Annotated in this window: 20 protein-coding genes; 16 read left to right on the top strand and 4 right to left on the bottom strand. The window is 46.5% G+C overall.

The features are described 5' to 3' along the window. Positions 1-2: 2 nt before the first annotated feature. On the top strand, positions 3-1,013 hold the full coding sequence (locus tag M1L23_RS04555; protein WP_252626162.1) for a quinone-dependent dihydroorotate dehydrogenase: 1,011 nt from the start codon (positions 3-5) through the stop codon (positions 1,011-1,013). A 47-nt stretch (positions 1,014-1,060) separates the two neighbouring features. Further along, on the top strand, positions 1,061-1,600 hold the full coding sequence (locus tag M1L23_RS04550; RefSeq protein ID WP_252625932.1) for a cell division protein ZapC domain-containing protein: 540 nt from the start codon (positions 1,061-1,063) through the stop codon (positions 1,598-1,600). A 16-nt stretch (positions 1,601-1,616) separates the two neighbouring features. Here M1L23_RS04550 and cls read toward each other — a convergent pair whose 3' ends face one another. Further along, positions 1,617-3,047: a cardiolipin synthase gene (gene cls, locus M1L23_RS04545; RefSeq protein ID WP_252625931.1), complete on the bottom strand. Its 1,431-nt coding sequence runs from the start codon at positions 3,045-3,047 to the stop codon at positions 1,617-1,619. A gap of 314 nt (positions 3,048-3,361) precedes the next feature. Between cls and M1L23_RS04540 the strand changes: the two genes are divergently transcribed. From M1L23_RS04540 to M1L23_RS04480, 14 genes are all read left to right on the top strand, one after another. Next, entirely contained in the window at positions 3,362-5,617 is a 2,256-nt protein-coding gene (locus M1L23_RS04540) for a nitric-oxide reductase large subunit (protein ID WP_252625930.1), read from the top strand. A gap of 176 nt (positions 5,618-5,793) precedes the next feature. Continuing rightward, complete coding sequence (locus M1L23_RS04535; protein ID WP_252625929.1) at positions 5,794-6,342, top strand: DUF2478 domain-containing protein; 549 nt, start codon at positions 5,794-5,796, stop codon at positions 6,340-6,342. Positions 6,343-6,383: 41 nt separating this feature from the next. Next, on the top strand, positions 6,384-6,752 hold the full coding sequence (locus M1L23_RS04530; protein WP_252625928.1) for a TroA family protein: 369 nt from the start codon (positions 6,384-6,386) through the stop codon (positions 6,750-6,752). 41 nt (positions 6,753-6,793) lie between these two features. Next, positions 6,794-7,069: a hypothetical protein gene (locus tag M1L23_RS04525; protein WP_252625927.1), complete on the top strand. Its 276-nt coding sequence runs from the start codon at positions 6,794-6,796 to the stop codon at positions 7,067-7,069. Beyond that, positions 7,023-7,148 (top strand): iron chelate uptake ABC transporter family permease subunit, encoded by a 126-nt coding sequence (locus M1L23_RS04520; protein WP_252625926.1) that lies wholly within the window; start codon positions 7,023-7,025, stop codon positions 7,146-7,148. Before M1L23_RS04525 ends, M1L23_RS04520 begins: the two co-directional genes overlap by 47 nt. After that, positions 7,145-7,498 (top strand): ATP-binding cassette domain-containing protein, encoded by a 354-nt coding sequence (locus M1L23_RS04515; RefSeq protein ID WP_252625925.1) that lies wholly within the window; start codon positions 7,145-7,147, stop codon positions 7,496-7,498. The genes M1L23_RS04520 and M1L23_RS04515 overlap by 4 nt, the downstream gene beginning before the upstream one ends. Then, positions 7,389-7,634, top strand: coding sequence for an ATP-binding cassette domain-containing protein (locus M1L23_RS15075; protein WP_420840625.1), 246 nt, complete (start codon positions 7,389-7,391; stop codon positions 7,632-7,634). Before M1L23_RS04515 ends, M1L23_RS15075 begins: the two co-directional genes overlap by 110 nt. Positions 7,635-7,780: 146 nt before the next feature. Continuing rightward, entirely contained in the window at positions 7,781-8,569 is a 789-nt protein-coding gene (locus M1L23_RS04510) for a class I SAM-dependent methyltransferase (RefSeq protein ID WP_252625924.1), read from the top strand. A gap of 54 nt (positions 8,570-8,623) precedes the next feature. Then, a complete protein-coding gene (locus M1L23_RS04505; RefSeq protein WP_252625923.1) occupies positions 8,624-9,742 on the top strand; it encodes a baeRF11 domain-containing protein in 1,119 nt (372 codons plus the stop codon). 122 nt (positions 9,743-9,864) lie between these two features. Beyond that, positions 9,865-10,437 (top strand): RNA polymerase sigma factor, encoded by a 573-nt coding sequence (locus tag M1L23_RS04500; RefSeq protein WP_252625922.1) that lies wholly within the window; start codon positions 9,865-9,867, stop codon positions 10,435-10,437. Beyond that, positions 10,430-10,858 carry an anti-sigma factor family protein gene (locus tag M1L23_RS04495; protein ID WP_252625921.1) on the top strand — a complete coding sequence of 143 codons (429 nt, stop codon included), beginning with the start codon at positions 10,430-10,432 and terminating at the stop codon, positions 10,856-10,858. Before M1L23_RS04500 ends, M1L23_RS04495 begins: the two co-directional genes overlap by 8 nt. Beyond that, positions 10,855-11,310: a periplasmic heavy metal sensor gene (locus tag M1L23_RS04490; RefSeq protein ID WP_252625920.1), complete on the top strand. Its 456-nt coding sequence runs from the start codon at positions 10,855-10,857 to the stop codon at positions 11,308-11,310. Before M1L23_RS04495 ends, M1L23_RS04490 begins: the two co-directional genes overlap by 4 nt. 108 nt (positions 11,311-11,418) lie before the next feature. Then, positions 11,419-11,910, top strand: a complete 492-nt coding sequence (locus M1L23_RS04485; protein ID WP_252625919.1) for a hypothetical protein — start codon at positions 11,419-11,421, stop codon at positions 11,908-11,910. Positions 11,911-12,006: 96 nt separating this feature from the next. Beyond that, entirely contained in the window at positions 12,007-12,276 is a 270-nt protein-coding gene (locus M1L23_RS04480; protein WP_252625918.1) for a hypothetical protein, read from the top strand. Here M1L23_RS04480 and M1L23_RS04475 read toward each other — a convergent pair. From M1L23_RS04475 to M1L23_RS04465, 3 genes are all read right to left on the bottom strand, one after another. Then, positions 12,260-12,595: a type II toxin-antitoxin system PemK/MazF family toxin gene (locus tag M1L23_RS04475; protein WP_252625917.1), complete on the bottom strand. Its 336-nt coding sequence runs from the start codon at positions 12,593-12,595 to the stop codon at positions 12,260-12,262. The two genes, M1L23_RS04480 and M1L23_RS04475, sit on opposite strands and share 17 nt — an antisense overlap. Next, positions 12,592-12,822 carry an AbrB/MazE/SpoVT family DNA-binding domain-containing protein gene (locus tag M1L23_RS04470; RefSeq protein WP_252625916.1) on the bottom strand — a complete coding sequence of 77 codons (231 nt, stop codon included), beginning with the start codon at positions 12,820-12,822 and terminating at the stop codon, positions 12,592-12,594. The genes M1L23_RS04475 and M1L23_RS04470 overlap by 4 nt, the downstream gene beginning before the upstream one ends. Positions 12,823-12,968: 146 nt before the next feature. Then, the gene (locus M1L23_RS04465) at positions 12,969-13,895 is read right to left on the bottom strand and encodes a LysR family transcriptional regulator (protein ID WP_252625915.1); all 927 of its coding nucleotides are present in this window, start codon (positions 13,893-13,895) and stop codon (positions 12,969-12,971) included. Positions 13,896-14,011: the final 116 nt, after the last annotated feature.

Genomic DNA, 14,011 nt, shown 5'->3' with positions numbered 1-14,011 from the left:
GCTTGCTTTACCCGTTAATGCGTCGCTGGCTATTTCGCCGCGACGCCGAATGGTCACACGACTTTACCCTACGCCATTTACATAAACTTGGCCGTTCGCCATTTGCTTTTCTCTTAAAGCAGCGGGTGCCAAATAAGCCGGTGGAATGTTTAGGCATGACCTTTCCTAATCCAGTTGGGTTAGCAGCGGGGCTAGACAAAAACGCCCATTGTATTGACGCGTTTGCACAAATGGGGTTTGGCTTTATTGAAGTAGGCACTGTTACACCAAAGCCACAACTTGGTAATCCTAAGCCCCGTATGTTTCGACTACCTGAAGCCCGTGCGTTAATAAACCGCATGGGCTTTAATAATGGTGGTTTAGACTTACTGGTACACAATTTAGAAAACACCCGCTATCGCGGTATTCTTGGCATTAATATTGGCAAGAATAAAGACACCCCCGAAGAACAAGGCCCGGAAGACTTCCGACTTTGCCTTGAACGGGTTTACCCTTATGCAAGTTACGTTACTGTTAACGTGTCTTCACCGAATACGCCTGGCTTGCGCGACATGCAACATGGTCAGCAACTTAGTGCGTTATTAAAAGTATTAAAACAAGAACAACAGCGCCAGCATAAAGCAACCGACCGTTATGTACCTTTGGTCGTTAAAATTGCGCCTGATCTCGACGCGCCCGCAGTAAAAGCCTTGGCTGAATTGCTGCTCGAGCATAATATTGACGGTGTAATTGCCACTAATACTACCCTTGCTCGTGAAGCTGTGGCACATTTACCCCATGGGGGCGAAGCTGGGGGCTTAAGTGGGCCACCGGTACAAGCAAAAAGTAGCGATGTTATTCGCTGGTTGCGCGCAGCAACTGGGCCTAACTTTCCTATTATAGGGGTAGGTGGTATTGAAGATTCAGACTCTGCCGCCGATAAGTTAGCTGCAGGGGCCAACTTGGTACAAATATATACTGGGTTTATTTATCGTGGGCCTCGGCTTATTCGTGATATTGTAAAAAACATTTAGCTTAATTTATTTACTGCACTGGTTTAATTGCTAGGGAATTCAATTACATGTTAAATTGGCAATGGAAGTACGACGCCACACAAGAACAACTGCATATTCTGATGAGCGGCGGTTTAATGCAAACGCTGAGTTATCGGAAGAAACACTTGCGGCCAGACATGCCAGCCTTATGCGACTTCAGCCTTGAAGACGCAACCTTTCATGCTAACTTAATGGACTATCAAGACACCCATAGTACGCTTTCTCCAACCGCCCAATTACTAACGGCCTTGCACGCAACTGCTATACAGCGGTTCGGTAAAGCATTAATGCCACAAAGCTGGCATTTTCAAACCGGCATGCTAGAAAGTTGGCCTGAAGAGCATAAGTACTGTGCCTTAAATTCGGGTTTTGCTAAAGGTAGCTTTTTACGAATTAGCGGCGATACCCGCACTAGCTTGTGTATGCTTATTGATCAAAGCTTTGAAGTGGCTACCACTAAGCAAATGAAGCGATTTGAAGTGGTTCGGGTGTTAAACGACCGCTTGCTCAGCAACGATTTACACGCCATAACAAACCAAGGCGACGACTGGCAGCAATTCGCCTAATAGCCGCCAAGCTTGTTTATAATAGTGGGCTAACAAAATAGGTTAGCCGCTCGAACAAACGATTAATGCTTTTTCTACTTTCCCAGGCTTGTGGGCACACGGGCACGCTTTCTGCTTTGTAGCCTTCTAATAGATCGATTATTTTGCCGCAACTATCTTCGTTATATAAGGCAAACGACAATTCAAAGTTCAATTGGAAACTGCGCACGTCTAGGTTCACACTGCCAACAATTGCTATTTGCTCGTCTACCACCATGGCTTTGGTATGCAATAAACCCCGTTTAAAGTGCCTAATTTCGGCCCCCGCTTTTAATACATGGCTGTAAAACGAACGGCTGGCCCAACCGGCTAAGCGCGAATCGCACTTTTCAGGTAATATTAATTCTACTTTAACACCACGTTCGGCCGCATGGCACAATGCCAGCAACAAGGCTTCAGACGGCACAAAGTAGGGCGTAGCAACAGTTATACAATGCTCGGCACGGTAAATACTACATAGCATAACTTGGGTAATCACGTCGGTGCCCAAGTCTGGGCCGGAAGGTACCATGGTCATCCATTGGGTATTGGGCTCTAGGTTTTCTTCTACAATGGGAAAACGGCGTTCGCCGGTTTCTACTTCCCAGTCCCAGGAAAATATTTTCGACACCCCAAAGGCTGCTGCGCCTTCAAACCGAATAATCATGTCGATCCAAGGGCCCACATTACGGCCAATGTTAAAGAACTTCGGATCAGCCATATTCATTGAACCGCTATAGGCTATTTTATTGTCAATAATAAGTAGCTTGCGGTGCATCCGTAAGTCGATCCGACGAAACACATTACGCCAAATAGATACCGGTAATGCGGCCACAAATTCAATACCAGCTTCACGCATTTGGGTTAATTGGCGAGAAAACATAAAAAACGACCAACTACCCGCGTGGTCAACCAGTATTTCAACGCTTACCCCGCGTTTTGCAGCGGCTATTAAAGCGGCAGCTATTTCTGCTACCCGACCCTTGTCATCCCATATATAAAATTCTGCACGAATACACTGCTTAGCTTGCTTTATGTCGGCAAGCCAGCAGTCGAAAATAGCATCGGGATCGCTATATACTTTTAAGTTGTTATAGCCAACAGCACCGGTACCCATGTGCTGTTCCATAATATTAAATACACCTTTGGCAGCAGGCGAGCTAGGTTGATTAATGGTTTGGCCGGCCAAGTGCGACGATAGGTTCTGTAAAAATGGATCGCGTAAGGCTTGGGCACGCTCCACTCGCCGCTTGCCTAGTTGCACTTCGCCAAAAAGAAAGTACAGCACCACGCCAAAAATAGGGAATAAAACAATAATTAGCATCCAAGCGAGAGACGAGCCCACCGCTCGGCGTTTAAGTACCACGCGAAGAAACACGGCTGTAAGTAATAGCCAGTAAAGAACAAGACCAAATGTAGATAAACTCAAGATATTCGCCATATTATTTTTAAGGTACGAGCGCTTACTATAACGAGCAATAGCCCCAGCGGCAATGCGCAGTAGCATCGCCCTATGTCACAGAAGATACCGCATAACAATTTTTAAGCATAATTAACACCCTCTGTTATAGGTAATGGGTGGGTATTAGGGGCTACCCACAAAATATTCTTTGCTGATTTATTGTTCTAAATCAACAATTAGCAATTTTTACATACTTGCTTAACCCACATTTTGATTGCATATTAGGGCTTCGAGTTTTATTAACATTTGCGTCGAGTTAATCTCGATTATGGAGCTGCACTATGGGTGAGTATAAAAGGCCTTGGTGGACCTTACTGTCCATTTTGGCTATTACATTTGCAATATTGGGGTATTTTGGTAAAGAAATTTATCGGCATGCGCCGCCAATTCCAGCCGCTTATGTGTCTGAAACAGGCAATGTTCTCATGACCAAAGAGTCTATTTTAGACGGTCAAACCGCTTGGCAGTCTATTGGTGGTATGCAATTAGGTTCAATTTGGGGCCACGGTGCTTACCAAGCACCAGACTGGACCGCCGACTGGCTACACCGAGAGCTTGAAGTGTGGCTTGATCTTGCTGCACAAGAGAACTACGGCAAGTTATACGCTGAACTAACAGATCAGCAACAAAACAATCTTAAGTTCGAACTCAAAAAGGCTTACCGTACCAATGGTTACGACGCCGCCACCGATAAAGTAATTCTTTCAGAGCGGCGTATTCAAGCCATGCAACAAGTGGCCGATTACTACGACCGCTTATTTGGAGGCGATCCTGAATTTACTCAGCGCCGCCAAAACTATGCCATGAAGGAAGTAACCCTTCCCAGTGCCGAGCGGCGTGCGCGTATGAATGAGTTTTTTTACTGGACAGCGTGGGCGGCAAGTACCGAGCGTCCGGGTGGTTCAGCCACCTATACCAACAACTGGCCTCATGAGCCGCTGATCGACAACGTGCCAACCATGGAAAACATAGTTTGGTCGCTTATTAGTATTATTTTGTTGGTGGCCGGTATTGGTGGTTTGGTGTGGGCGTGGGCCTTCATGCGGAAGGACGACGAAGAAGTTATCGCACCAGATAAAGACCCCATTACTGCCTTTAATTTAACCCCATCGCAAAAAGCGTTAGGTAAATACTTGTTTATTGTGGTTGCACTGTTCCTTTTACAGGTATTTATAGGCGGCTTTACCGCCCACTACACAGTGGAAGGGCAAGGGTTTTATGGCATCGACACATCGAAATGGTTTCCCTATAGTTTAGTGCGTACCTGGCATATTCAAGCAGCAATGTTCTGGATAGCCACCGGGTTTTTAGCCGCAGGGCTATTCTTAGCACCCATTATTAATGGTGGCAAAGATCCTAAATACCAAAAACTCGGGGTCGATATTCTATTCTGGGCGTTGGTGCTTGTGGTTGCTGGTACCTTTGTCGGCTCGTTCTTTGCCATCGCGCAAATTATGCCGCCCGAATGGAACTTCTGGCTTGGTCACCAAGGGTATGAGTACCTTGATTTAGGTCGCTTATGGCAGCTGGGCAAATTCATCGGCATCATACTTTGGTTAGTATTGATGTTACGTTGCATTACCCCTGCACTGAAAATTAAAACCGACAAAAACCTTTTATTCATTTTTACTTCGTCGGTGGTTGCCATTGGGCTGTTTTACGGAGCAGGGTTGTTCTACGGCGAGCGCACTCATATTTCCGTCATGGAATATTGGCGCTGGTGGGTGGTACACCTATGGGTAGAAGGCTTCTTTGAAGTATTTGCCACAACAGCGTTAGCCTTTATTTTCTACAATATGGGGCTGGTTTCAAAACGAATGGCTACCTTAGCCTCATTAGCCGCAGGGTCGCTGTTTTTAGTAGGTGGCATTCCAGGAACCTTCCACCACATGTACTTCTCGGGCACCACTACTCCTGTTATGGCGGTTGGAGCAACCTTTAGTGCGCTTGAAGTAGTACCATTAATTGTACTCGGTCATGAAGCATGGCAGCAGTATAAGCTAAAAGACAGAACACCCTGGATGGACAGAGTTAAGTGGCCGCTTATGTACTTCGTTGCGGTTACCTTCTGGAATATGCTCGGTGCCGGTGTGCTTGGGTTTATGATCAACCCACCCATTGCGCTGTATTACATACAAGGTTTGAACACCACAGCTACCCATGCCCATGGTGCCTTGTTTGGCGTGTATGGCTTCTTAGCACTCGGTTTTGTACTTATGGTGCTGCGCTATATTCGTCCTAACCTAAAGTTTAACGAACAGCTAATGAAAACATCATTCTGGTGGCTGAATATTGGTTTAGCCATGATGTTGTTCACCAGCTTGCTGCCAATAGGCATTATCCAATTCATGGCGAGCGCTTCGGAAGGTTTATGGTACGCACGTAGTGAAGCGGTTATGCAAAGCAGTACCTTAGTAACGCTCCGCTGGATCCGTACCATTGGCGACATCGTGTTTATCGTTGGTGCATTAGCGGTCAGCTGGCAAGTTGTTAAAGGTGTGTTTTCACCTGTGAATGGCACCTCAAAACAAAGCTAACATTTGGTGTTAAAGCTTAATTGAAAGAGCAGCTTAATAAGCTGCTCTTTTTTATCTTTAGGCAAGGGTCGTAAATACTCCATTCGAGAAGTCGAAAAACTCACCTCAATAGGGTATAACAGGCTCATTCATATTCACTTCTATTCACAACGAAACATAAAAGCAGAGGTACTTTCATGGCGTTACCCGCGGCGGCAGTTGTTCATAATGGCAACGGGGAAGGCGATGCTTTGTTGGGCGAAATACTGGCACAATGCCAACAACAAGGCTGGCAGCTTCGAGGTTTAGTTACTGAACAAGGTAAAGACTTAACCAGTAAAAAACCGATGGCCTTACGCGATCTTCATAGTGGTGAAATTTTCGTTATTTCTCAGTATTTAGGCCGCGATTCACGGGGCTGTAGCCTCGACATGGGTGGGCTAGGCGCAGCTGGGGAAGTGCTACGCCGGGTGTTAGTAGAAGCCAACGCAGGCAATGCCCCCGACTTGGTATTTATTAATCGATTTGGTCACGGCGAAACCCAAGGGCGCGGCCTTAGTCAAGAATTTGCAGAACTCATAAGTGCTGGCATACCCGTTTTAACCTTGGTTAGCGAGAAGTACCTCGACGGTTGGTTACAATTTGCCGATGGCTTGGCAGAAACCTTACCTTTAGAGCGTACGGCAATTGAACAATGGCTTGGCAGTGTAGCGCCTATTGCCTTAACCGAGCGGACCCTAGTGTGAATCGCCGGGCCCTATTCAAAGGGTTAATCGCAAGCGCGCTTATGCTGTCACCAGTGGCACGGGCGTTAGCCAAAGAGCTTCTAGTACAAAATGGTCCTTTAAAGCAACCGAACACAATTAGTAAAGTTTTTGCCGCAGGGCCTCCTGCAGCGGTTTTTTTATATAGCCTTACCCCAGAAAAGCTTATCGGTTGGCCTTCAAATATGAGCGCTGAAGCGCTGCAATATATACACCCTAAACAACAATTACTACCTGTTACCGGGCGGCTAGCTGGCCGCGGCAGCACCGTTTCGCTTGAAAGCTTAATGGTAATGGCACCAGACGTTATTGTAGATGTAGGTAATGCAGGCGAAACCCATCGCTCAGCGGCGCGGCGGGTTTTGCCCAAGCCCAGGCGCAACAACCAATAAAAATATACTCGGCGCGCAGTAGCGACGGCCTGGAAACAGGTTTGGCCGGCTCAATACATAGCGAAGTTATTGAACTGCTGGGCTGCCATAATGTGGCCAGCGGCACCGGCCACCGCGGTATTGCGCGGGTTTCTTTAGAACAGCTTTTAATGTGGCAACCCAATTACATTATTACCCAAGATCCTGAATTTGTGCCTTGGGTAACAGCGGCTCCCCCTTGGCATTACCGATGTATGGCAGGTGGTGGCAGCACGGTTACAAGGTGCGCCAATGCTTGGCAGTACCGACACCTTGGCCCGAACCGTAGCAGGCATTGAATTACCCCTTGGTATTTTAACCGCCTTAGTGGGAGCTCCATTTTTTATGTATTTATTAGCGCGCGGAGGCCGAACATGACAGTTCTTTTAGCCGCCGAGCAGTTAACTATTGGTTATGGTAAGCAAGCCATAGGGCGCAACATTAACCTTGTGTTACAAAGCAATGAAATACTTGCCTTACTCGGCCCTAATGGCAGCGGTAAAACCACCTTGTTTAAAACCTTATTGGGGTTAATAAAACCAATAGCAGGGCAGGTGTTGTTAAATAATAAAGCCCTTACTAGCTGTAGTCGGCGTGAAATAGCCCAGCATATTGGCTATGTGCCACAGGCCACGGAAGGTTATTTCGCCTTTAGTGTTATCGACATGGTGCTCATGGGGCGAACGGCAGTTGGTGTTAATTGCCCGCGCCTTATTACAACAGCCTAGCATGCTAATTCTCGACGAGCCTACCGCCAGCTTAGACTTTGCCAACCAAATAATGGTGTTAGAGCAAGTGCAGCAGTTGCGGGCCAAGGGTTTAGGCGTGTTGCTTTGCACCCACCAACCCGAACATGCGCTGTAAGTAGCCGACAGGCTAGCGTTACTGAAAAAAGGTCAGCTAGACAAAGTGGGCAGCTTAGAAAAATTAGGTACCGCAGAAAACCTAGCTTGGTTATATAGTGTTCCTGTGGCGCAGGTATATGCACAGTTAAAAAGAGACTTCGTTCAATGATCAAAACCATCGACTTCGCTCATTTATATCGCCAGCATTTAGCCCGCAGTGGCAGGGTGTTTAAACCTGCCAGCGACTGGGACTCGAAAGCAGCTGAAATGCGCATCAAAGTACTAGAAAGTACCTATGCCACCGAGTTTATTAAGCGTGTAAGCGTAAGTCCAACCGACACGGTGCTCGACGTGGGTTGTGGCCCCGGCACCATTGGTTTGGCCTTAGCGCCGCAGGTAAAAAAAGTATATGGCCTAGACTACAGCCAAGGCATGTTAACAGCGCTTGAGCAAAACGTAACCGACCTGCAATTAACGAATGTGGAGCCTATTCTTGCTTCCTGGGAAGACAGCTGGGCGGCTATTCCAGTGTGCGACATTGCCGTGGTGTCACGGGCCAGTATTGTTGCCGATATGGACAGCGCCCTCACCAAATTAAATAACCACGCCCGCAAACGTGTATACATGACCCATTTAGTGGGTGGGCGCTTTGTTAGCCGTGAGATTGCGGAATTATTAGGCCGTGAAGACACCAGTTTTCCAGATCACATGTATGTACTGAACATGCTGTACCAACGTAATATTTACCCTACCCTTGATTATATTGAGTCGCCCAGCCGTTTAGCGGGCAGCACCAATGCCAATGAATTAATTGAAAAAGTGGCTTGGAGTTTTGGCGAATTAACTAGCGCCGAAAAAGAAAAGCTAACACAATGGTATAAGCAAGATCCAGAATACGCTCGCCAAGGCGGAGAACCGATGCGGTGGGCTTTTTTAAGTTGGCAAACACAGTAGTTATTGTTGATTTCTGCTACAATGGAAGCTCAATAACTAAGCAGGAGGCTTTATATGTATTATGTTGATATGCCCAGTGCCGATGAAATCGGCGACCTGAACCTCGTACGCTCAGACGCAAGTGTTTCTATTTACTTGCCCACGACTCCTATTAACCATGAAATTGAACCGAGTCGCATTCACTTAGTTAACCTTATTAAAAAGGCAGTTGCTCAACTTGAAGAAGCGGGTGTCGATAAAAAACGCATTCAGTTACTGCAAGAGCAGTTTGCCAACCTACTAGACGACGACGAGTACTGGGGGCATCAAGCAAATAGCTTGGCTATCTTGGCTACGCCTGAATCTATTCGCACCTACCGTATGGCCAATAAGCTAAATGCTATTGTAGAAGTGGCCGACCGTTTCCACCTGAAACCACTACTACGGGCTATTACTTTTCCACATACGGCATATATTCTGGCGCTATCAGAAAATGCAGTGCGGCTAGTTGAAGTGTCTGCCGACTTACCTGCCCAAGAAGTAACGGTGCAGAACATGCCCACCGACGCGGCAACTGACGGCGGTAAAGCCACTAATAAAGACTATACGGGTACCGGCCATAGGCACGGTGCACAAGGCGAAAGCTCATATTTAACGCGCTTCGTGCGCAAGGTAAACGCGGCGCTACGGCCCATATTAATTAATTCCGATCGCCCATTAATATTAGCCACAACTAAACCGTTAGCGGCTTTATTCCGTTCCGTAAGCGCTATACCGGCACTAAAAGAAACCATTGTAGGCAACCCCGACCGCTTAACCGCAGCCGAGCTAGCTACTGCAGCACGGCCAGTGCTCGACGCCCACTATGCAGAGCAAATTCAAGACTTCCATCGCCTGTTCGACGAGCGTACCGGGCAGCAGCGTACCACCACGGATCTGTCCGACGCGGCGCGCCTTGCAACCTTTGGCGGTATCGACAGGTTATTAATCGATATTGACGGAGTAATCGACGGCTATATCGACGACGAAACCGGAGAAATTACTTTTGCGGGCTCTGGCGACGCAGTGAACTATGGCATTGTTGACGAAATTACCGGCCGTGCCTTGCGCACTGGTGCCAAAGTAATGGCCGTACGCAAAGCCGACATTCCCGGTGGTCACGACTTAGCGGTTATTTCACGTTATCCAATTTAAAACTATTTAGCGCGCTCTATTTAAAGCATCTATAGTGAAAGACCTTCAGGCGGTTGCTTGAAGGTCTTTTTTTATGGAACTTTTGTCGCACCCACACGTTATTAGCTTAGAGGTATGAAATATTGAAACGTGCACCACTGAGTGAAGCAACCGATGAACACCTTATAGCGCAATCACGAGAAGGTGATCGAGCCGCATTTGGTGAGCTTATTGCTCGGTATCAAGTGCAGGTGTATCACTATTCTAGGCGGTTGTTAGGCAACCACGATGCCGCCCAAGACATAACCCAAGACGTGTTTATTAAAGCATTTATGGCATTAAACACATGGCAACCAACGGCCGCATTTGCCGCTTGGTTATTGCGCATTGCCCGAAATGCCTGTTTAGATTTATTGCGCGGCCGGCAACGGTTTCCATCCGACAACCTCGACGACCACATCGAGCAGCTTGCTTCACGTACCCCCAGTGCCGAGCAACAGGTTATGCAAGCACAGCAAATGGAACAGCTTGAACAAGCCATACTAAAACTGTCTTTAGAGCACCGCGAAGTGGTTATTCTGCGCGACATTGAAGGTTTTAGTTATCAACAGCTGGCCGACATTTTAGACATTAATACCGGCACGGTACGCTCCCGCTTGTCGCGAGCCCGGGCCGCACTTATGCAACAGCTGAACAAAGGAGCTAGTTATGATTGAGCATATTGAAAAACAATGGTTATCGGCCTATCTCGACAACCAACTCAGCTCTGCACAACACCTACAAGTGCAACAGCATTTAACCTGGTGTGAAGAGTGTGGCCAATATTTTGCCAACCTCCAAAGCATGCAGCAGCAATTACAGCTGTTAAGTGCAACGCCAGCCGCTATTGATGTGCGCGCACAAACTTTAGCGTGTTTGCCTGAACTAGCCACGAACCAAAGCCGTAAACCTTGGTCATGGGTTGAATACAGTGCGGCCGCAGCTTCCATTGCGTGTGGCCTGTTAATAGGTAGCTGGCTTATGCCTAGCGTATCCAACAGCGCTTTAGAAGTAACTGTAATTCAGGCACTTGGCGCCAACCCGCCGGGCGCCTTATGTAGTATTCCCGCTTATTGTTATTTGGAGGCTCGCCCATGAACACGTCGAAGTTACGCAGCTTTATTATTATTGCCACCTTGCTTAACATTAGTGTGTTATTGGCAATTGTTTGGGCCGGCTGGGGCCGCGCGTGGCAGGCAGAAACAACCCCAGCGCTTGAAGACTACTTACAGCTAAACGCACAACAGGTATTACAGTGGCGGCAAGCCGAGCAGGGTTTTTTAGTGCAACTCGAAGGCAATGAAAGCGCCATACACCAGCAACGCAACGCCTTAATAGAGTCAATTTTTGCCGAAGAGCTGGTATTAATCGAAGTACACCGCGCCCAACTGGCCTTAGCAAAGCTACAAAACGAACAACAACATATTGTGGTGGAACAACTTTTAGCCGAGCGCGCTATTTTAACGGCTCGGCAGCGCCAGTTATTACAGCAATTATTAACTCAGCAGCCTATTTATCCATCGCAATTTGAGCAACTTCATAAAAACTAAAATTAAACTCAAAATAAATGGAACAAAACCCAAAGTTGTTCGTTATAGGTATAAGAAGCTTATAAAACCGCTCAAGGAATAGGCTTTATTTACTCACCAAAGGAAATCATGATGAATAAATTCTCATTTATAAATGCTACAGCAGGCTTAGGTTTAATTTTATCTCTTGGTTTTATCACATTACCTGCCATAGCCGATGAACACGACCACCACGACATGCACGGGGTTGAACTACAGTTTAACAACGGTCAAAAGTGGGAAACCGACGCACCACTACGCCAAGCCATGGGTATTGTTGGTGATTCGTTAAATGCCGTGTTAGCCGACATTCATAACCACAAATTGAGTGCCTCAGGCTACGAAAAATTAGCCGAGCAGGTGAACGCCCAAATTACGTACATGTTTGAAAATTGCCAGCTAGAGCCAGCAGCCGACGAACAGTTACATATTGTTATCGCCCGAATGATGGTTAGCTCTCAAGGTATGGAACATAGCAGCGACCTTAAAGACAAACGCCAAGCGGCCGTACAATTAGTCGGTGCATTAAATAATTATGCTACGTACTTTGTCGACGAAGACTTTGTTAAACCTAAGCATTAAAAAACTCGCGATTTTGTTATAAAACAATAGAATCTCGGCTTGCGGTTACACTTCGCAAGCCTTTTTTATTGATAATGATTTTACAAGGAACGTTTTATGCTTAAGAAGTTAGTTTTCGTTGTGCTGGTTGCTTTGCCTATTAAAAGTGTAGCAGCAGAGTTTGATTGGTCCGTTGAGGCCGGCCTACAATATAGCGGAATTATTGGAACTCAGCTTGGCGTGAAACATAACCACAGCAAGTACTTTGTGGCTGTAGGCTTACCTGGTTATTCAGTGGGTGAAATAGAAGTTATCTTTAATAGTACAGCCCGCTATGGTGTTGTTACTTATAATTACCACCCCAGTGGGTTTAACCAGCCAAAATAGTTGCCACTAATTCTTTTACGGCCTGTATACAGTTGGCGTTAACTTTGTCTACGGTGTGCAAGTTTCTAGCAACCCAATCTAGTGACTTTAATTGGTCTGCTAGAATAACGCCGCTTGTTTTGCTTGAACCCATAACTTTAACTTCAAATGGATAATTTTTTGCTTGGTTGGTTATTGGACAAACCCAAGCAAAACCAGTGGTCTGGTTAAAACGCTTAGAGCTAAGTACAAGTGCAGGGCGTTTACCTGCTTGCTCATGACCAGCCTGAGGGTTGAAGTCTATAATAACGATGTCGCCAACATCAGGAACTACCGTCATATAAGTTCGCGACCTAACTGCTCTCTCATATGCTCTTCATGCCTATTTTCAGCAGTAACACGCGCGAGCAACTCATCTAAATTTGGTTTACATGGTTCGATAACTAAGGTATTGCCTTTTTGAACCAGGTTGACACAATCGCCAATATTTAACGAAAGTGCGTCTAGTATGTTTTTAGGAAGTCTTATGGCTGCGCTATTGCCCCATTTTGAAATTGATGCTGTCATAGTCGCCTCTTAAAATAAGTGCTGTGTATACATTGTAGCTACATTGATTGTTTTTTCAATCTATAGCGATCAATACTAGGCGCTAATCCCCACGTTTCAAATTGCTCTTAGCTATTAGCCTTAAAATAATCCATAGCCAAAGTTGTTTATAAATTCATTTTGTTAATAAGTAGCCCAGTATCAGGGTCAAAGGCCATTTGCTTCAGCCGATCAACAAACCATTTCACGGCTTTGCCTTTATTGCCTCGTTGCCACGCTACGGAAATTTCTACCGGTGGGCGGGGTGCTGCAAGCGCTAATACTTCCAGTTGGCCAGCTGCCAGTTGCTCAGTAATACGGTGGCGGGGTAAAAAACCAATCCCTAAGCCTTTGCACTGGGCTTCAATTTTATGCTCAATAGTAGAAACAATAATACGGCTACGGCCGTCGAGTAAGCCTGACGAGCGCACGGGCAAATGCCGCGAGCTGTCGGCCACAATAACGGTAGGGTAGTCTTGAATAGCGCTGGCGGGCAAGGGCAACGGTAGTTGTGTCAGCGGATGGCCAGCAGCCACAGCAAAGTCAAATTCTACCTTGCCTAACGAATGAATAACAAAGCCGGGCCCAGGTGGTGCACCTTCAGCACCAATTACCAAGTCGCAACGGTTGTCGCTAAGTGCATCCCAGCTGCCACCAAGCACTTCTTCAATCAGGTGAATTTCAGTTTTCGGCTGTATGCGCTGAAACCCTTCCAGTAGTTCATACACCGAATCGCAGCTAAGAATACTGTCAATACAAATACGCAGCTCGGCTTCCCAGCCATCGGCCGCTTGCCTCGCTAACGAAGCCAGCTCGTCCGAGGCTTTCAGTATTTGCCTACCTTGTTCTAATACCAAGCGGCCAATAGCGGTAAGTTCTGCTTTGCGTTTACTACGATCAAATAAGGCAACGCCTAAATCTTCTTCAAGTTTATTGATAGTGTAGGAAATAGCTGACGGCACACGGTGTAATTCTTCTGCAGCAGCGGCAAATGTTTTGCGGCGCTCAATGGCATCTAGGGTTTGCAGCGCATCTAAAGTAATAAGTAAAGTCATTGTTCAGTTTTCCTGAAGCTAAAGGTCAAAACGTTCCGTTATTAATTGCTAACCTTATCTACTATAGTGGTTGCATTGAACAACGCAATTGATATTTACAAAATAAAACCATTTAA

The organism is Aliidiomarina quisquiliarum (assembly GCF_023922585.1).
Lineage (GTDB): Bacteria > Pseudomonadota > Gammaproteobacteria > Enterobacterales > Alteromonadaceae > Aliidiomarina > Aliidiomarina quisquiliarum.
The sequence above is the reverse complement of the archived record's forward strand: the minus strand, read 5'-3'. Positions and strand labels throughout refer to the sequence as shown.